10 protein-coding genes are annotated in these 18,781 nt (G+C 50.3%); 6 read left to right on the forward strand and 4 right to left on the reverse strand.

Going from position 1 to position 18,781, the window contains the following annotated elements; all coding sequences use genetic code 11:
- Positions 1-126: 126 nt before the first annotated feature.
- Positions 127-3,378 carry an alpha-mannosidase gene (locus tag AC2215_RS25190; RefSeq protein ID WP_486812775.1) on the reverse strand — a complete coding sequence of 1,084 codons (3,252 nt, stop codon included), beginning with the start codon at positions 3,376-3,378 and terminating at the stop codon, positions 127-129.
- A 203-nt stretch (positions 3,379-3,581) separates the two neighbouring features.
- On the opposite strand from AC2215_RS25190, the gene AC2215_RS25195 reads away from it, so the two are divergent.
- The 4 genes from AC2215_RS25195 to AC2215_RS25210 all read left to right on the forward strand — a co-directional run bounded on the left by AC2215_RS25195 (position 3,582) and on the right by AC2215_RS25210 (position 10,943).
- Positions 3,582-5,171, forward strand: a complete 1,590-nt coding sequence (locus AC2215_RS25195; RefSeq protein WP_486812776.1) for a hypothetical protein — start codon at positions 3,582-3,584, stop codon at positions 5,169-5,171.
- Positions 5,172-5,509: 338 nt separating this feature from the next.
- On the forward strand, positions 5,510-5,626 hold the full coding sequence (locus tag AC2215_RS25200; RefSeq protein ID WP_486812777.1) for a photosystem II reaction center protein I: 117 nt from the start codon (positions 5,510-5,512) through the stop codon (positions 5,624-5,626).
- A gap of 256 nt (positions 5,627-5,882) precedes the next feature.
- Positions 5,883-8,960, forward strand: coding sequence for a DUF3769 domain-containing protein (locus AC2215_RS25205; RefSeq protein WP_486812778.1), 3,078 nt, complete (start codon positions 5,883-5,885; stop codon positions 8,958-8,960).
- Between the two features lie 684 nt (positions 8,961-9,644).
- A complete protein-coding gene (locus AC2215_RS25210; RefSeq protein ID WP_486812779.1) occupies positions 9,645-10,943 on the forward strand; it encodes an SLC5/6 family protein in 1,299 nt (432 codons plus the stop codon).
- A gap of 154 nt (positions 10,944-11,097) precedes the next feature.
- Here the strand turns inward: AC2215_RS25210 and AC2215_RS25215 are convergent, their stop codons facing one another.
- The 3 genes from AC2215_RS25215 to AC2215_RS25225 form a co-directional block, all read right to left on the reverse strand.
- Positions 11,098-12,207, reverse strand: coding sequence for a hypothetical protein (locus AC2215_RS25215; RefSeq protein WP_486812780.1), 1,110 nt, complete (start codon positions 12,205-12,207; stop codon positions 11,098-11,100).
- Positions 12,208-12,307: 100 nt separating this feature from the next.
- Positions 12,308-14,512 (reverse strand): pentapeptide repeat-containing protein, encoded by a 2,205-nt coding sequence (locus AC2215_RS25220; RefSeq protein ID WP_486812781.1) that lies wholly within the window; start codon positions 14,510-14,512, stop codon positions 12,308-12,310.
- 11 nt (positions 14,513-14,523) lie between these two features.
- Complete coding sequence (locus tag AC2215_RS25225) at positions 14,524-14,877, reverse strand: hypothetical protein (RefSeq protein WP_486812782.1); 354 nt, start codon at positions 14,875-14,877, stop codon at positions 14,524-14,526.
- A gap of 254 nt (positions 14,878-15,131) precedes the next feature.
- Here AC2215_RS25225 and AC2215_RS25230 point away from each other — a divergent pair, with 254 nt between their 5' ends.
- Both AC2215_RS25230 and AC2215_RS25235 read left to right on the forward strand, forming a co-directional pair.
- On the forward strand, positions 15,132-15,893 hold the full coding sequence (locus tag AC2215_RS25230; RefSeq protein ID WP_486812783.1) for an SDR family NAD(P)-dependent oxidoreductase: 762 nt from the start codon (positions 15,132-15,134) through the stop codon (positions 15,891-15,893).
- A 799-nt stretch (positions 15,894-16,692) separates the two neighbouring features.
- Positions 16,693-18,408: a sialate O-acetylesterase gene (locus AC2215_RS25235; protein ID WP_486812784.1), complete on the forward strand. Its 1,716-nt coding sequence runs from the start codon at positions 16,693-16,695 to the stop codon at positions 18,406-18,408.
- Positions 18,409-18,781: the final 373 nt, after the last annotated feature.

Below are 18,781 nucleotides of genomic sequence, written 5' to 3' on the forward strand. Positions count from 1 at the left end.
GATCGATTTTGGCGTTGACGAAAATTGGGCAAGATCACACTCCTGAGAAGCATTTGGTAAAGTTACCGCTCAATTTTAGGATATTTTTAAAATGGACCGTACAACTCTATTATATTCGTCTTGATTTTACGAATACTTATCATTTACATTTATTAAAATAAAACTGATTATTTTCCACGGCAAAATTGGAAAATTTACCTCGTCTCGATCGGCGCGAAAAATCTCGAATTTCGATCTCTCTAGTAAATTAACCGATCGCTCGATTTCGAGGTTAAATGTGCTTTCAAACTCTAAATCAGACTCTTCTCCATGACACTCATATCCTCGAATTACCCATCGCATTGAATCATATTCTGCCTGCTTTAATGCCATAATAATGAAGTTTTCTGCGGATAAATTTAAAAACTGAGTATAGGCGGAAAATTCTAAACTTGAGTTGATGTTTTCCCGACTTGAAGAGGCCGCAACAGTCCGAGCCAACAGGGGGAAATTGAGCTCGTAGCCGCGACGAACGGTCTGTGCTTCTTGCCAGGTTCCGGCGTGGGGATAGAGGGCGTAGGTGAAGTGATGAGTTCCTAAATCTGCTTGGGGGTCGGGCCAGGTGGCTCCCCGCAGCAGAGTAAGGCGAAACCCGTCGGGTTGGATGTCGCAGCCGTATTTGCAATCGTTGAGGAGACTCACCCCGTATTTTTTAGGATTGGCAGGTCGGTTTTTTTCGGTTAAATCCACCCAATGGAGGTGGGGAACTTCCCATTTGGCTCGTTCGGCTTCGGTTTGCGGTCGGGTGGGTCGGGTTATGGCTCCACAGGGCATTTCGGTGGTGGCAATTTCGGCGTTGAGGTTGAAGTGAAAGGCGGCTTTTACCAAAACGTGGCGTTCGTACCAATCAACGGTGGTTTCGATTTGGAGGAGGGGGGAATCGAGATCGAGGATGTAGTCTTGGCAAAATCGCGATCGATTCAGGGAACGCACCACTCGCAGGCGCGATCGCAGTTCCCCCCGTTCTACCCAGGTAATTTTCTGTAATTCCAGTTCGGGTCGGGGATGTTGGGAGTAGTTGGGATCGATATTCCACGCATCCCAATATTGTCCTCGATCTTCAAAGGCTTGGAGTTGATTGCCGCCGTTGGATGCGAGGATTTCGACTCGATGGGTTTTGTCAAAAATGCTCGTTAAATTACCAGTGTCCGGGTCTACTTTTACCCGCAAAAACTGATTTTCTAAAACCCAATGTTCTGGGTCTAAACTATTAGTTTTGAAAGAATCTCGTTTTTCTGGTAAAGTTTCCTTGTTATCGGAGAAGGTGTGGCTATATATACCCCTTTTAGACGGCAAATTAAGGGTTTCTGGCGTTTTCTCTCCAAGCCAAAACCCTTGACACCCAATTCCCGGAACGCTTCGTGCAAGGAAGATAATTTGCGAGTCGAAAGCAAGTTGGGTGGGGACGGGATGTCCGGCAGCATCGAAAATTTGGCAGGTTGAATCGGCGTTATCGTGCGTGATGGCGACGATATGCGATCGCTCCCAATTTAGGGAGTTGAAGACGAGAATGGGTTGGGCGTTGGGTTGCGGGGGGGTGGGGAAAGCAATGCAAGTTCCTAGGGTTGCCAAGGCGGATTCGAGGAGTTGGGAGGCGACTTGCTTGGCTTGCCGCCAGTCGCGATCGGCATCGACGTAGACTTCCGGAATTGCCGAACCCGGTAAGATATCGTGAAACTGATTGAAGAGAACTTGCTTCCAGGCGTTTTCTAACTCAGTTTTGGGGTAGGGAACCCCGGCAGCGAGGGTGGCGAGGGAACAGAAGAGTTCGGCTTGATAGAGTAGCTGTTCGCAGCGACGGTTCGATCGCTTTTGGTCGGCATGGGTTGTATAGCAGCCGCGATGGAATTCGAGATACAGTTCGTCGTTCCAGATGGGTAGGGGGGAGGTGGCTGTTGCTTCGATTTCTTTGAGGTAGTTAGCAGCGGTGATGAACTCAAGGTTTTCAAAGATCGGGGATTGTTCCAAGCGATCGACTCTTTCGAGCATTTCCCGCGTCGGACCGCCCCCATGGTCTCCCACCCCCGGTAACCAAAGCGATCGATTTAACCCGGTTTTGGCTTGAAATTCAAAAGCGTAAGTTGCCATTTTTACTGGGTCGATATCTTCACCGATGGGGGCAGACATTAAACTCATGATTTGACTGCCATCGGGAGATTGCCATAGAAATAAGTCGTGGGGAAATTCAGTGGTATCGTTCCAGCGCAGTTTTTGGGTAACGAAATAGTCCACTTCCCCTTGTTTGAGGATTTGGGGAAGTTGCCAGCAAAAGCCAAAACTATCGGGAAGCCACGCCACTTTAGAAACGCAACCGAATTTTTCTTCGGTATAGCGTTGTCCGTAGAGAACCTGACGAACGATGGATTCGCCGGAAATGATATTGAGTTCCGGTTCCACCCACAATCCGGCAGCAACTTCCCAGGTTCCGGCAGCAACTTTAGCTTGGATGGCATTAAATAAGTCTTGACGGTGGGTTTCGATCCAGGCATAGAGGGCAGGGGTTGAATGGCTGAAAATAAAGTTGGGGAAATCGGCTTGTAGATTTAATGCCGATTCAAAGGTGTTTTGTGCCGCTTCCCAGGTTTCGGCAACCGGCCACAACCATGCCATATCTAAATGTGCGTGACCGAGTAAATACTGTTTTGGCTGAGGGTTTGGGCAAAACGAGGCTAAATTTTGGTGGAGAGAGAGGAGAGTTCGATCGAAGAATTCTCGATTTTCGGGAAGAGTGGCAAAATCAATTCGATTTAAATCGGATATTAGGTTGGCTAGTTTCTGAGAATCGGAATTTTCTAGAATTTCGAGGTTTCGGTAAACACATTCAAGTTCGTCGGCGACAAATCCTGGATCGAGTTGAGGCAATTCCGGACGTTCGTATATAAATGTAGACGTCACTAACGCACCATCATCGTGTCCCGGACTGACCAACCGCAACGCAATCGCTATTTCTGCTCCCGCTTCGACATTCGATCGCAATAAAACTCGGGTAAAACAGTCGAATAAATCTCCCTGCTGTACCAAATTTCCATCGACAAAGATTTGTGCGTCTTCCGCCCACCACCGCAGAGTAAACCGTAATGTTAACCCCGATAAAGGATACCCAGATAATGTCGGAGGAACGTGCAAGATTTGACCCAACCACAACACCTGTTTTCCCCGAGACCACATGACGTAGCGGCGATCGTCGAGGGTCACCGGCTGCCAATGAGACCAGTTTTCCGGGTTGGTGGCATCGGCAATGGGTAAATCTCCAGAGTAGAATCGCCAGCGATCGCGCGCGTCAACCCGCGTCAGTCGCTGCAACTGGTTAATGGATGCCAAAATTAAATCTTCATCCATTCTCAGAAATCCTTATAATGATTAGCAGAAGAAGTGGGTCGGTCATAGCGCGCCACAAATGGGAATTGGAGTTTGCCAGTCAGAGTTTCCCCAGGATGTCGCCGGTTCGGGTTCATTTCATCTGTCGGGGTCATCCGCGTCGGCAACGATTCGTCCCACCGACCGATAACCCACCGAACGTGCCACTTTGCCGGGTTTAACCTATGCCTGCTTCCTCAAGTCCGTATCAAAGCCGATTGTTTAATTTTATCGTCGAGCAGTCCCAAAAACTGACCGATCGCGCCGCACTGACCTTCAGACAAATTAAAGTGGCGACGATTTGGGGGATGCAAACGGTGACTTACCCCTTCTACGCCTTGGCGCAAACTGTGGGTTGGAAACTAGGAACCGCTCAAACATCACCATTCGTCTTCGATACCGATATCACTCCCGATACGCCAATTTCTCGCATTTTGGTTGCCGTTCGGGATGAGTTGGAAGTGGAAAACTTTCTGGCAACATTGCCACCGTTTGAGGAATTGAATCGAGCCTCAAAACAGCGATCGAATTTTCTCAATTTCCTCCAAACGAAATGGGCATTTTTTAAGACCTCTGTCACACACCCTTCAGTAAAACTTCTCCCCTCCCACTCCGTCCGAGGCATCGCCACTCGCCTTGAAGATAGAAATTTAGTGCTCGTCTCCTCAAAAAATCGCGTTCTCGATATTCTTCCCCAGTCAAAACAGCAGCAATTCCGCCAGCAAATTGTTGCCGAAGCATCTCGCCTCCAACCCCAGAAAAAAGGATGGCGCACTTCACCCATCGAACGCCTTAAACAATGGACGCAACAAACCGCAGAACCCCTCAGTTCCCATCCTCAAATTGCCACGGTCGATAAAACCGTTGCCGAGTTAGAATCTCGCCATCGCGCCTCATTTGAAAAACTCAAAACCTTCACCCAACAATTTACCCAAACCTCCAAAGAAACGATTCAAAATACCCTCTCAAATCTGCGGCAACAAGCTGAAGGAATCGCCAGTTTGGGGTCTCATCCCTCCCTGCCAGACCCTTGGCTGACGGACAAACCTCAGGCGAAGCAATCGGTTCGGCTTCCCCTCAAACCCAATGAGCCGATTTCTTTCAAGGTTCTCCCCCAGCAACCGGTGGTTGAGGTGCCTTCGAGGAAGCGTTTCTTAGACGTTGTCAAAACTCGTTTGAGTGCGCTACAAAATTCTGCATTGATACGCCAACCGGCGAAATTCACAACACCTGAGGGGAACAATCGAGAACTCGAACTTCCTCCCCTGGAAAAGCCGACAGTTCTCGCAGACATTACCACTCTCGTACGAGTGGCGATCGAAGATTTAGTCGATCGAAATAACATTCCCCGTTTGAGTTCCGATCGCGTTGCCAAACTCTCGCCATCTCTCGCATCATTTGCCGATTTAAAATTACCGACGAATTTTCTGCAAACGTCTCTGGCAAATCTCTCCCAACTCTATCGGCGAAAGACTCAAAACTCTCAAATTTCCTTAACGGAATCAACCCCAAACGTTGCGGTTGAAAAAGATGCTGCCATCGTCACCGCCAATTCGGAACGACTCTCCCCAATTGAGACCGTCATCCATCAAGGTACCGTATCCGCACAACCCAATACATCTTCGGGTGCCGAAACGGAATGGATCGAAACCGCCGCTACCTCAACCGGCTATGTCAAATCCATCGGAGAACGAGTTTTAGAATGGTTGGATTTAGCCATGTTTTGGATTGAAGAACAAATTCTCAAGCTGTGGCAATGGATTCGCCAGTTTTAAGTCTGAATTCTCGTTCGGCGAGATGGCTTTACCCAATCGATCTCATTTTCTGTAGCTAATTCGTATGCCATTTGTGATAATTAAAGATTAGCTATACATAAAATAGTTCCGTTTCCGATTTAGGAAAGGGACAAACAGCGTGTCTTGCTCCCCCTGCCTCCCGACGGTCGGCGTTCCCTTGCGTCGGCGGCCCCCTAGGGGTCCGACCGCTGCCCGATTTCACGCAGTGTCCTAATTGCTGTTTCGATTTCGAGGGAGTCCCGTTCTGGTATATTATTAAAATTGTTTAAAATTTCACAGCAAACCCTCATCTAGAAGAGTTTCGGAGCAGTTTATATATGGTTGCCCTTCAAGTTACCGTTTTTATTGTTGTTAGTTTCTTTGTTTTGCTATTTGTCTTCGGTTTTCTCTCCGGCGACCCCGCACGCAACCCCAACCGTCAAGACCTCGAGTGATACTTTCTTAAATGGATCGTTGGCACTCGATCTTTGCCTAGGTTCGGGGTACAGATAATCGTGCCCCAACTTAGTATCGAGCGCATTTGCCGGTGCGATCGCCGTTGTCATCATAGACACAGAGACTTCAAGCGTTCGATCGAAGTTTTTATCCTCCACCTTACTGTCACCGATTTCCTAACGATTTGAGCGGTGGCTGTTGTTTTCGTAACGCTCTCGTGTAGGCTAGTTAGTTGGTTAAGCTCGAACGACTAAGATGACCTATCCGGCGCAGCCTCCCGAACCGCCTCCTCTCGTCCATTTCTCTTCAACCCAAAAAGTTTTCCCGCCTGCTGCGGTTTCCGAGAGTTCGTGGGTTCCTCAAAAGTCGACCGTTGCCGCCAAGTACGACGAATCGAGTCACTATCCTGACGTTCGAGAAACCGATGCCCCCTACGAATCCGGCAATCTCGATTTCCCGGTCGTGTCGGAGGCGAGTTTACCCGTACCGGAACCCGAACCCTTACTGCCGTCAAATCCCACCTGGACGGCCAAAGTTCCCATCGCTGCCATACCAGAGGCGATCGAACCCTGGGAAGCCCCCAGCGAAACGGTAGAGTACGCACAAGAGGCTTCCACGTACTCCAGCGATCGATACGATTGGGAGGTGGAAGAAAGTTCGATCGAACCGATGAGAAATGTCGGAGATTTATCTGTATTTTCCGCCAATTCTGCAGAACTCGATCTCTCTACACTCGAGACATCTGCACCGGTTTCACCCAGAGATGATACCGTTAGAGTCGATCGCCCCGAACTCGTTTTTGAGGTGGAAGAACGTTCGATCGAACCGATTGGAAATGTGGGCGATGTACCCAACTTTTCGACGAGTAGTCGCCAACTGAATGATACGATTTCCCCCACAATCCATCGAGATTACAGTTTTAGCGTGGATCGAGCCGTTGCAGAAGTCCCAAACCCTGTAGAACCATTAGGGGAGATGCCCGGTCGAGTCCCCGAAAATCGCGAAACCATCCAAAGCATTTCCCGGACAAACTTAGAAGATTTTGCTCTTAGATTCGATCGCCCTGCGTCCTTTTCAGAAATAGCCCAAACCCCTGTCGAACCGATTCAAGCGCGAGAGAATTTACCCAGTTTCTCCTCCGAAAGTCGCCAACTCACAGAACGTTCAGAACGGGTTTCTACCCCAAGAGATGAAATTCCTATCGATTCCCTCTCCTCGGTAACACCCCCCCTCGAACAAATTCAACAGCGAGGGGATTTACCTCGCTTCTCCACCAACAGCGCCTTCCTCACCCCGCAGAGTCCTCCCAGAACGGGAGATTTCAGCTTCAGCCTCGATCGCGTCCTATCTCCCCAACTCGCCCAAACTCGATCCAATACACCCTTTTCCCCTATCCTCGCCGAACCCGCCGCCGATCCCTTCAAACGTCCGATCCAACCCTCCCCTCCCGGCGGACTTCAGGATCTTTTCGGTTTACCCGAACCTATCGAAGTGATTGCAGATCGCCAAGAATTCGACGAACGGCGGGATATCTTTACCGCCTACGGCAACGTGGTGATGCGGTATCAAGGGGCGATCGTCGATGCCGATTGGCTGGAAGTGAACCTGCGATCGCGCCTGGCGATTGGGGAAGGAAATGTCGCCCTCACCCAACCCGAACGAGTGATTCGAGGCGATCGATTCCGCTACAACCTGATTCAAGAAACCGGGACGATTTTCCAAGCCAGGGGAGAACTCTCCAGCGTCACCCCCAACCCTGACGATCCGGCATCCGTTCCTCCCTCCGGGGCGATCGACCCCAATGGAACCCGCCTGCTGAGCGATCGCATCCTCGCCAACCAACCCCTCGAAGTCATCCCCACCGGCGGGGGCTTTCAGGGCAGTATCGGGGCCGGACGAGGGTCGAACGCATCCGGATTTACGGGAACCATCAGCCGATTTCGCTTTGAGGCCGATCGCATCGATTTCTATCCGGGGGGATGGCAGGGGAGTGAAGTGCGCATTACCAACGACCCCTTCGGACCGGAATTCGAGTTGCGCGCCAACACTGCTACTTTTACCCGCCTGTCTGCCCTCCAGGACGAGATTTTACTCGACGACCCCCGGTTGGTCTTCGACGATGCTTTTTCCTTGCCCCTATTTCGAGAACGGTTCGTCATCGATCGCCGTCCCCGCGATCCGACACCGATTCAAATCGGCTTTGATGGGCGAGATCGGGGGGGACTGTTCCTATTTCGCGACTTCGAGGTACTCCAAACTGAAAATATCTCCTTCACCCTCACCCCCCAGTACTACATCCAGCGCGGGTTCGATCGGCGCAACCTCCTCAGCCTCGACGAACTGGGTATCGTCGCCCGACTCAACGCCACCCTCTCCCCAGATACCACCTTTACCGGTATCGCTTCCTTTACCAATCTCAACCCCGACACCTTCGATCCCGACGGCGACGACCCCAACGACGAGGATGATGGCGATTTGCGCGCTAGCGCCCGCCTCGCGCAAAAAATCGGCACCCACACCCTAACCACGGAATACAGCTATCGCGATCGCCTCTTCAACGGGTCTTTGGGATTTCGTACCATTCACCAAACGGCCGGTATCGTTCTCACCTCCCCCAACTTCGCCATCGGGACGACGGGTATCAACCTCCGATATCAAGGGGGGGTCAATTGGATCGAAGCCAATACCGATCGCCTCGATTTACTCAACCTGGTACCGGGTCAGGAGATAATGCCGGAGGACCGCCGGGCGAGTATGGTTCGCTTTCAAGGCATTGCGGAGGCGAGTAAAGGTCTGTTTCTCTGGGTGGGGGAAGGTCTGCCAGCGACCCCCGACGAAGGATTGCGCTATACCCCCGTCCCGGTGGTTCCCTACATCCAACTGTTCTTCAACGCGCGGGGGATTGCCGGTCTTTATACCCGCAGCGACCCCAACCACAACCTCAGCCTGCGGGGGACGGTGGGTCTTCAAGGGCAGTTCGGTCACTTCTCCGACTCCTTTCTTGACTATACCGGCTTTAATATTAGCTATTCGGAAACCATTAGCGATGGGGAGTCTCCGTTCTTCTTCGATCGAGAGGTCGATCGTCGCCGCCTCTCGTTGGGGATTACCCAGCAAATTGTCGGTCCCCTGCGTGCCAGCATTCAGACTTCGATTAACCTCAGAACTGGGGAAGCGTTCAGCACCGATTACATTCTCGAATACAGTCGCCGCAGTTACGGTGTCATTGTTCGGTTCAATCCCGATCGGGAGTTGGGGTCTTTGAGTCTGCGAATTAGCGATTTTAACTGGCGGGGAAATACAGCTCCGTTTTTTGAAACGGAGGATTTTTGAGGGAGCTTTGGAGGCCGGGGAGGCTCAAGGCTTGAAATCTCAAGGGATTGGAAATGCGATCGATTTAAATAAACGTGCGCAGAAGGCTAGCGGCTGTCATACCAAATAAAACCGCCCAGATAATCCATTCAATGGTGGAGACTTTTTTAAACATGGTTGGCAACAGTGCGATCGACTTTCCTTAGTGTATAGCGCCCTGGGGAGATAGGGAGATGGGGAGACGCGGTGACGCGGTGAGGAAGAAACGGGAGAATTGGGAGAAATTCTGTCCTCTATTCCCTATTCACGTGATGTGCAACTTTGAGCAAAACCATGTGGTGAGCGAGTCGAAAAATCTCCCTTTTCCTTTTAACCCTTGGAGTTTAGACAAATTTAAGCACTCAAACCGTCAAACCCTTATCTTGACTATATTTAAGAGTTTTCAGGAGAGCTAGGGAATTTCAAACCTAAAAAGCTCACCACATAAGGGTTGTAGCCTTCGCTATTGCAGTTTTGTCTAAACTCCAGTTAACCCCGAGCGAGAGAATTTTGGAGAATTCAGTTGCACATGGCGTTATTCCCCATTCCCTATTCCCCATTCCCTGTCCATTGCTCAAATTATGTATTTAGCCCGATGGGGAGAGGCCACATCAATGAGTATAATTGCGGATGGTAACAATCTTTACAATTCTTTAGTTTTCGTCCGTGACTTCATCTGGCAAACTCGATACCTTCTCCCTGGCGGCTCTCCTCGTCGGGGCAAACTACGGCTTGGGCTTCATCCTCGGGACCGCTGAAAACTCCCTCACCCAAGGCGTTGGCGGCAGTCTCTACGCCGTCTCTACGGGGTTGGGGTTATTTGCCTTGGCGGGACTGGCGCAGTTCTATTGGCGGACGGAACAGCCCATTTGGACGTTACTGGGCGATCGCTACGGCAGTTTTTTAAAAACCGCGATCGGGATGATGTCGTGGATGTGGATGGTGGGAGTCGTCGCCGCCCAAATTTTAGGCGGTTCCTTTGTCCTCAACTGTCTGGGCATTCCCCTCTCGGCGAGTATGGCAACCATGGCAGTTTTGTTTGCCACTCTCTCTTTGTTATCTGTAGAACGAGTCGGACAAATTTTCCGCAGTTTGCTAGTTTTGAATTCCCTGATTATCTTCTACGCTTTGGGAAGACTCGATGGATTCTCGGGATATCTCAACATCCCCATAGAGTTCGTCAGTGCATTGGAAAATATCCCCATCTCCCAACAACTGGGTATCGTTCTGACGACAGTGTTACTGATTCCCATTGGGATGCAATTTCAAGTGTTTCTCGTCCAAGCGGCAGGGCGACAAACGGCAGTACGAGGCTGTTTGCTGGGGGGAATTGCATTAATTTTGCTAGCGTTCGTTCCGTCGGAAATGACGATCGCTGCTGGCAATGCGGGAATTTTACCCGATGGGATTTCTGGAAAAGCGATCGTACCGTTTGTCTTCTCCTGGCTGGGGGGTGGTATTGGCGCGCCGATCGGTATTTTCTTAGTTCTGTGTTTGCTCTTTTCCGCCCTCGGTTCCGGTAGCGGTTTGTTGCGGGCGATGAATCAGACGCTATTTGAATTGGAGTTGCTGCCGCGCCGAAATGACGTGCGGATTGGGGTGGCGATTGCCAACGTTCTCTTAGCCTGGGCGATCGCATCTGGTGGCGGTTCGATTATCGGTTTGATGGTGTCGTTTTACGCCCTCTACGTGGCGGCGGTTTGGGTTCCGTTTCTGGCGTATTTACTCGATCGAAGTGGCAGATTTGAGTTTACCAAAACCAGCATTCAGTTTGCAGTTCTCTCCGGTGGCATTTCGGGAATTGGGGTTCTGATAACGACGTTTGCGATTCCCGATGCGGCGCTTGGCGGTTCGCAACAATTGAGTATTTTAAGTATTGGGATGGGATTTGCCCTGGTGGGGTTGATTTTCGGACAGGCGATCGATAAGTACGCCACTGCAATTCGTCCGTCGAAACAGAGTTGAGATTGGGTTGGGTAACGTTCTCGCTCGTTCCGGGTGAGGCGATGGGCGCAATTTCTCGACTCGGTTGAGAGCGCGAAATAACCGTAGTGGTCAACGGCCGTTGACCACTACAAATTTATATTTCTTCAGACGCTATATTACCGTACAATCCATCCTAAATTGATTTTAAAATACTACCTTCTACTTGATAAATAGATGCCATAATTCCAGTCTCGAAATCTTCTAAGAGCGAATCTTTTACTTCCGCTAAATAATCTTGAATCGCCGCTCTTAAAATCGGTTTAGAAACATTCACTGTATGCTGGTAATCCCATAAATCCCAGAGAATAATCCCCACGCCGACGATCGGATTGAGAAACTCCGCCCCGACTTTTGCCGCCACGGTTCCTCCGGTTTTTGCCGCCATCTTTGCTGCTGCTTTACCCGCGAGTGCCGTGACTACTTTTCCCCCCACTTTTGTCACCACGGGAATCATTCCTTTCACCAATAAGTAACTACTGCCACCGACGAGAACTTTCAGCGATAGATTCGAGAGGCTGCCGTTGTCGTTAATTGTCAGAGCAATATCCCCTAAATACCGTTCCCAATCCCCTTGGGGAATTTGATAGCGACTCTGAATTTTCGAGACGTTCTTTTCGAGATTAGAAATATACGTTGTCACCGTATCCCGCGTTATCCGTTCGAGTTCGAGTTGGGCAATTTGAGGGCGAAGCACTCGCTTGGCAAATTCCGATTGAAAGTTTTGGGTTATTTGTTCGGCAATGGCTTGTTTTGCTGGGGGATTCTTGGTATTTATCCAATGCTCGATCGCCGAAGATAAATAAACAAATGGTGTTTTAAATTCGAGTTTCTTTTGATTGAAATAATTGAAATACCAGGGAATAAAATTTTCGTCTACCCGCACCATCAACTCTTCCACCCAAGCATCGAGTTCCGTGGAGGCAACGGTACGTGCTTGGAGTTTGGCATCCTGTAGCGCAGAAACTAAAGCTCGATCGAGTTCGTCTTGAGGGGGCAAAGTTCGATCGACGATCGCCACTTTGGCTTTGGGTTCGGGAGTCACTGCCTTTCTCGATGCCATTGTCCCGGCAAGAACCCCCCGTCCTATGAGGGGAATCACCACCACCAAGATCACCAATACCCAGATATAGGGAACGATCGACTTTAGCAGTTGACTCCAAGCCTCGATGCGATGGGTGCGATCGGTATACGTTTCAGTTTCTACCGGTTTTTGGGTTTCGTCAGGTTGGGAATTGTCGCTCATGATGCCATCTCGGGTGAGTTATCGCGCTGCACGCTGGTTTATTGACACGATCGGATAAAACAGGTTTTCCCCATTCCCCATTCCCCATTCCCCGTTCAAACTAACGCGAACATTCCGGGTGAATCGCCCCCCCGTCGCACAAATATTTAACCCGATCGGCATCGAGATTCTTCACGTTAGAGAAATCTACCCCTTGCATCAGGGTAAATTTCAACGCATCGGACGATCGCTCGATAAATTCATCCAGATTGCGCGTCGGAGAAACCACGAACGTCACCCCTTTAAAATCCGCCCCATCTAAATTCGCGCCTCGCAAATCCACAAAGCTCAAATCCGCACCTTGTAAGTTTGCCCCGTTCAAATTCGCCCCGTTCAAATTTGCCCCCATCAGATTTGCCCCGCTCAAATCGGCATTTTCCAGGTTGGCATTGCCTAAATTAGCCCCTGATAAATTGGCATTTTGCCAGTTCGATTTGCTCAAATTGGCATTCTCCAGTAGGCTACCTTCGGCAATGGCGCGTCCGACACTTGCCCCTTGGAAACTCGCCCCCCTCAGATTCGCTTGCGTCAAATCTGCCCCCGTGAGGCTAGCGTCATCGAGCAGAGCATTTTGCAAGTCCGCCCTAATGGCTTGGGCGCTGCTGAGATTCGCCCCCATCAAACTCGTCCCGGAGAGGTTTGCCCGCTTGAGATTGGCTTGCATCAGGTTAGCGCGGTTCAGAATTCCCCGAACCAGAACCGTTTCCGATAAGTCGGCCCCTTCCAAATCAGCCTCGCTCAAATCGGCGATCCAATCGTCAAACGTTTCGTAACGGCCGTCTTCTCCCGCCCCGTAAAAGCGACTGCCCCGAAAATTGGCATTGGCGAGAATCGCACCGCCCAGGCGAATCCCCGCTAAGTCCGCCCCTTGGAGAACTAGGGTAAACCCATCGGCTGCCCCCCGCCCCAAATCAGTGCGAGTGAGATTGGCTGCGGGCACTTTGCCGCTATGGATGGTGAGAATTTTGGCGATCGCCCGTTGAGTTGCCTGCAACCGCCGTTCGACGAGCGCTTTTTCGGTGGAATCTCCCTCGAACTCCATCGCGTCTAAGTCATTTTTCAAGGCTTGATTGAGCTTGCGCAAATCGTCGAGCGCTACCGGCCCAGTCATCACCAGGGCTTGTTGGGTGGCTTCGATGAGCGGAGGTTCCGTTTCCTGGCCCAGCAGCGCCACTAAGAGGGGAATGGCGCGGGGGTCGTCGATGGAACCGAGGGCGAGAATCGTGTTGCGGCGTTCGTCGGGGACGTTGTCCTGGGTGGGGGTCAGCTTGCTCACCAAATCGAGAAACATCTCGTTGTTTTGGGCTTTGGCATCCCGGAGGCTTTCTTGCTCTTGGATGTATACCTGAGTGCCGACAAACGTACCCACTCCTGCGGTTAAGAGGACTCCGGAGAACGCCAGCACCGTCGCTCCAGGATGTCGGCGCATCCATCCCCACAGCCCGCCAGAATCGGATTTCCGTTTGGATTGCGGGGAAAGGACGATCGCGGCGATCGCTTGATTTTCCTCCACCTCCGTCCACTGACGGCGAGACCCCCACCAGTTGGGCTTACTCCAGCGCAGGGGTTGGGTGGCGCGAGCGTTACTCGGATAGACCGATCGAGCTGTAGCGGTTTGGGCGGCATCGAGGACGTAGGTTCCGGCGATCCGATCGTGGAGGGTGCGCCCTTGAGGATGGAGTCGCGCCAGGATGCCGTCAGCGGCCAGTAGCAGCCCCACTAGCCCCGATAAAATATTCAAACCCGGAAACGCCCCACTCACCCGCCAGATGGCGTAGGCAATGCCCAGAACGAGCCCCCAGCGACCGACCCCTTCGCGTACTAACACTTGAGTGAGAGTGGGGGGTTCTCCCGTCGCCGTCACCACCTGAACCCCCAGCCAGCGTTTGGGGGAAGTTTGACCGCTGCGACTTAAAAAATACAGTTGCCAACCCCCTACCGCCAGAGGTAGCACCAGGGCACCGGACCAAAATAGATTCGTGAGGGGAGAGACGCGGCGGTTGGGTTCGAGGGTGGGTAGTGCCAGAGTATGGACGATTGCCTCTTCGACTTTGCCCAACACCGGATTGAGGGGAACGGGTTTGCCGATGGGTTGGGTTTTGGCATACACCCCCATTCCGAAGGGAACCAGGGCGCTGAGGGTCACGATCGACACTTCGATCGCCAATGCTCCCCCGCGACGGGCGATGAGGGGCAACTGCCGGATGCGCGCGAAGGGCGACTTTGAAGATCGATCGACGCCACTGGGGGCGGTTGGGTTAGCCATCGAGGTCTCGCTTAGGGTTCGCTATCTCGGATATTAGATGCCGAGATGAATTTATAACCTATGTACCCGAATACCCCCAATAAGGCAAGACTGAGGATGAGGTTGATGAGTTTGAAGAGGGTGGTCATGAAGGAGAAACCCAGGATGAGGCCGATTAAAACAACGATAATTTGCCCTTCTTTGGGTAATCGTTTCAGGGCGGCCCAGGCGCGATCGACGAGCTGTAGAATCGTTCCTGCTTCTATTTGGGGGTAAAACCCTTGCGGTTGTTGGGTTGGGTCGCGAAAATTCGGTTCGGCGGGAGGGCGGTGGCGATCGTGGGGATGCATACTCTCTCGTTCGGCAATAGCAAAGGTTGCCCTCACATCATATCGCGTCTGAGCTTGGGGGACTTAGCGGTCACGCATTTAAATTGTATGTTGGGGTGGAGGGGGAGACACGGTGACACGGGGACGCGGTGAGGGATTGAGAGTTTTGAGACCAGTTGCTGAATCGAAAATTTAGATGAATTCTTGCTTGCACTCTTTGAAATGCTTCTGTTGCATTCAAGCGCATCTCCAGAGTTTTCTATAATCATCAATTGTGGCCATCGTCCTCATTCAGACATTCCAATTTTTTCATGAACCAAAATTCGATCGATAATGCCCTCATCGTTGGAGCCAGTCAAGGAATTGGTTTGGGTTTTGTTAAAAAGTTATTAAATGACAGTCAATCTACCCATATTTATGCAACTTATCGCGATCGAGAATCGGCGATGGGGTTGATGGAACTCGCAGCTAAATATCCCGATCACCTCACAACTTTAGCGATGGATATTACCGATGAAAGTCAAATTGCAGCCGGAATTGAAACCATTCAGAAAAAAATAGCTCGATTAGATTACGCGATCAACTGCGTAGGTATTTTACACGAAGAAAATTTCGGTCCAGAAAAAAGTTTGCGCCAAATTAATACCGAACAGTTAACGCGCTATTTCCAAGTGAATAGTATCGGTTCTATATTGCTAGCAAAGCATTTACTCCCCCTATTTCGTAACGGCAACCGCAATATTTTTGCCAGTATTTCGGCGAAAGTTGGTAGTATTGGCGATAACCGATTGGGAGGGTGGTACGGGTATCGTGCCTCGAAAGCGGCTCTGAATATGTTTATGAAAACGGCCTCGATCGAATACGCTCGCCGAGCTAAAAAAACGATCGTAGTAACGCTACATCCGGGAACGACAGATACTAAACTGTCTCAACCTTTTCAAAGAAACGTCCCCGCTGACAAGTTATTTTCCGTCGAACGAACGGTGAATCAACTATTTGAAGTGTTAGATAATCTCGAACAAACCGATAGCGGACAGTTCTTTTCTTGGGATGGTAGCCGCTTACCTTGGTAGACTGTTACGCATTTAAATTTTATCTCTAGTACTCCACCAAGGAAAGTCTGCCTAGTTTATAGTCGGGACTTTAGCAATCGAGAAATCAACTGCATACGACATAACCGGGCCAAGTTGGCTTGGCGGAATACTAGTGCAACGCGGCAGAAATAACGACCCAGCTCTCAACTGGTAAAAGCTATACACAGTAAGCATTTTTAATTTTGCATTTTTAATTCTGCGTAGCAGCACTAGAGGGAGTCTGGGGAGATGGAGCGTTCAACTTTAGCCCACTTATCTCAACTCAAAAGATTCACACTTTGATACTTCTGAATACTGAATGGGAAAAACCTCCTGCGAGCGATCGTAGGAGGTAGAGTAAAGTGTGTCATGACTTGTCTTGCTTACTTCTAAATATAAGAGAACCCATCGATCGAATAATTCACCCAATTGGATGAATTCCGAGGTTCCGATCGGGTGAGGGGAGATGGGGAAGACGCAGTGACATGGAGATGACCGGTTGTGCGAGATTTGGATCGCGCGCTGCAATTCCCTCCAAGCAAGGGTAAACAGTTCTATCCCTTTTTAGGGAATGGGGAATAGGAAATAGAATTTGGGTGTACCTCATAAGAGGCGAGAATTGCTATATTTTAAGTCAACTTCAAGGTTTTTACTTATTACTTACGCGGTGTGCAATCTTTTTGCGCGCGCCATATGGTGAGCGAGTCGAAAAATCCCCCATTCCCCATTCCCCATTCCCCCGTGCGGTTAGGTTTTGGATAAACAAGTTGCACATGGCGTTACTTTTAACTTATTACTTATGAACATGCGCGATCGACCCTGGAAAATTATCTGGATTTTGGTAAGTTTTATCTTAGTACTCTGTCTGAGTATCGCTTTATCCGCTCGATCGAGTCATTCTCGTTCTTCCCTGATGTTACCTTCAATATTCAGCGATAATATGGTGCTGCAGCAACAGCGAAATGTTGCCATTTGGGGCTGGGCGCAACCGGGTGCAAATATCACCGTTCAGTTTCGAGATCGTCAGGTGACCACCCAAACGGAACTAGATGGCAAGTGGATAACTCGGATACCGAGTGGTGAAGCTGGCGGTCCTTTCCAGATGGAAATTCGCGGTTCTTCCCAACGAACGATCGAGAATATTTTGGTCGGGGAAGTTTGGGTTGCTGGCGGTCAAAGTAATATGTGGTGGCCCGTTCGTAACTGTTCTAATGCCCCGTCAGAAATGGCCGAGGCGAACTATCCAGATATCCGAATTTGGGATGCGAATAGCTCGCCGCAAAATGATGGATGGCCCGCTTCCAAACCCCAAAAAACCGTTCCGGCGAATTGGGAAATGACAAGTCCGAAAACCGTCGGGGAGTTTCCCGGGACGGCTTACTTTTTCGCTCGGGAATTGCAACAAACCCTAGGCGTACCGATTGGTATCGTCCACTTAGCGGTTCCCGGTCAAGCAATCGAAACGTTTTTAAGTGAAGAATTTCTCGATCGTCACGCACCCGAAACAGTCGCCTGGTGGAACAGTTCCACAGAACCCCAACAAAAGGCGAAACCGGGCCAATTATTCAATGGTATGGTTTATCCCACTGCACCCTATACGGCTCGGGGATTTATTTGGTGGCAAGGGGAATCAAATGCGACTCGAGCGAATCAATATCGCATTCTGTTTCCCAGCTTAATTCAAGAGTGGCGACGTCGCTGGAGAGACGATCGGGCACCATTTCTCTTCGTCCAATTAGCCAACTTTCTGGCCCCCCAAACTCATCCCAGTGAAGACGATCCTTGGCCGGCTTTACGAGATGCCCAAAGGTCGGCTCTGAAATTGCCCCATACAGCGATAGTTGCGGCGATCGATGTTTTGAGAGCAGAGGATGATTTCAATGATATTCATCCCCCTCACAAGCAGTTAATCGGGCATCGTCTTTACTTAGCCGCTATGGCAAAGGTATACGGAAAAACAGAATTGAATTGGAGTGGCCCAACTTACCAATCGGTCAAGTTTCAAGGAGATCGAGCCATCGTCACTTTTAACCATGCAGAAACGGGATTGGGGACAAAAACCAGCGAACCACTGCAAGGCTTTGCTCTGGCCGGAGAAGATCGGCGTTTTTTCTGGGCAGAAGGAAAAATTGAAGGAGATCGAGTGATTTTGACGAGCCAACGAGTGCCTCAACCAGTGGCCGTGCGTTACGCCTGGGCGAATAATCCCGTAGGAAATTTATACAATAAGGCCGGATTACCCGCTTTTGGGTTTCGCACCGATAACTGGATTTTGGGCACGAACAAATTCCGTTTCAGGAGTTTGACACTTTTGGAACTCGCTTCTGAGATTCAACGGGAACTCTTGCCATCCCAGCCAGCCTTACAATCTCTGTGGGCGCAAGCCTATCACGCGATTGGCGAGGGTAAGCCCGATCGAGCAAAACAACTGATTGCACAATTACTGAACCAAACCATTGAAGATGAGAATCTAGAGCAAGCATTACAAGTTTTACAAACTCAATTGGGTCGATGAAATTCATGAGTTTGAGAAAGAAGTCTCGAACCGGTTACTTTCCGACTTCATCGGCTCGTCCAATTGAATAACGTCAAGATTTTACCCACTCTCACCCGATCGGAACTTTGGAATTCATCCGATGGGGTGAATTGTCAGGGATAAGGCTTCCCCTATATTTAAAAGTAAGCAAGACAAGTCATGACACACTTTTCTACACCTCCTTCGAGCCATCGCAGGAGGTTTTTCCATAGAACATTTAGAGGCGTGGGAGTCGGAGTTCGGAGCTGTGGAAGAACGTGAAGATTTTTAGACTCCACCCACTCTCATTTCCGCATCTCTTCACGATCGCCGTTTCCCCTCTTCCCCTGCTCCCCCAGCTCACCCTCACCCG

It is taken from the genome of Zarconia sp., from assembly GCF_057467645.1.

Bases quoted from the DNA above. Each gene is read 5' to 3' on its own strand.
- AC2215_RS25190 (WP_486812775.1), bottom strand. From the start codon at position 3,378: ATGGATGAAGATTTAATTTTGGCATCCATTAACCAGTTGCAGCGACTG.
- AC2215_RS25195 (WP_486812776.1), top strand. From the start codon at position 3,582: ATGCCTGCTTCCTCAAGTCCGTATCAAAGCCGATTGTTTAATTTTATC.
- AC2215_RS25200 (WP_486812777.1), top strand. From the start codon at position 5,510: ATGGTTGCCCTTCAAGTTACCGTTTTTATTGTTGTTAGTTTCTTTGTT.
- AC2215_RS25205 (WP_486812778.1), top strand. From the start codon at position 5,883: ATGACCTATCCGGCGCAGCCTCCCGAACCGCCTCCTCTCGTCCATTTC.
- AC2215_RS25215 (WP_486812780.1), bottom strand. From the start codon at position 12,207: ATGAGCGACAATTCCCAACCTGACGAAACCCAAAAACCGGTAGAAACT.
- AC2215_RS25220 (WP_486812781.1), bottom strand. From the start codon at position 14,512: ATGGCTAACCCAACCGCCCCCAGTGGCGTCGATCGATCTTCAAAGTCG.
- AC2215_RS25230 (WP_486812783.1), top strand. From the start codon at position 15,132: ATGAACCAAAATTCGATCGATAATGCCCTCATCGTTGGAGCCAGTCAA.
- AC2215_RS25235 (WP_486812784.1), top strand. From the start codon at position 16,693: ATGAACATGCGCGATCGACCCTGGAAAATTATCTGGATTTTGGTAAGT.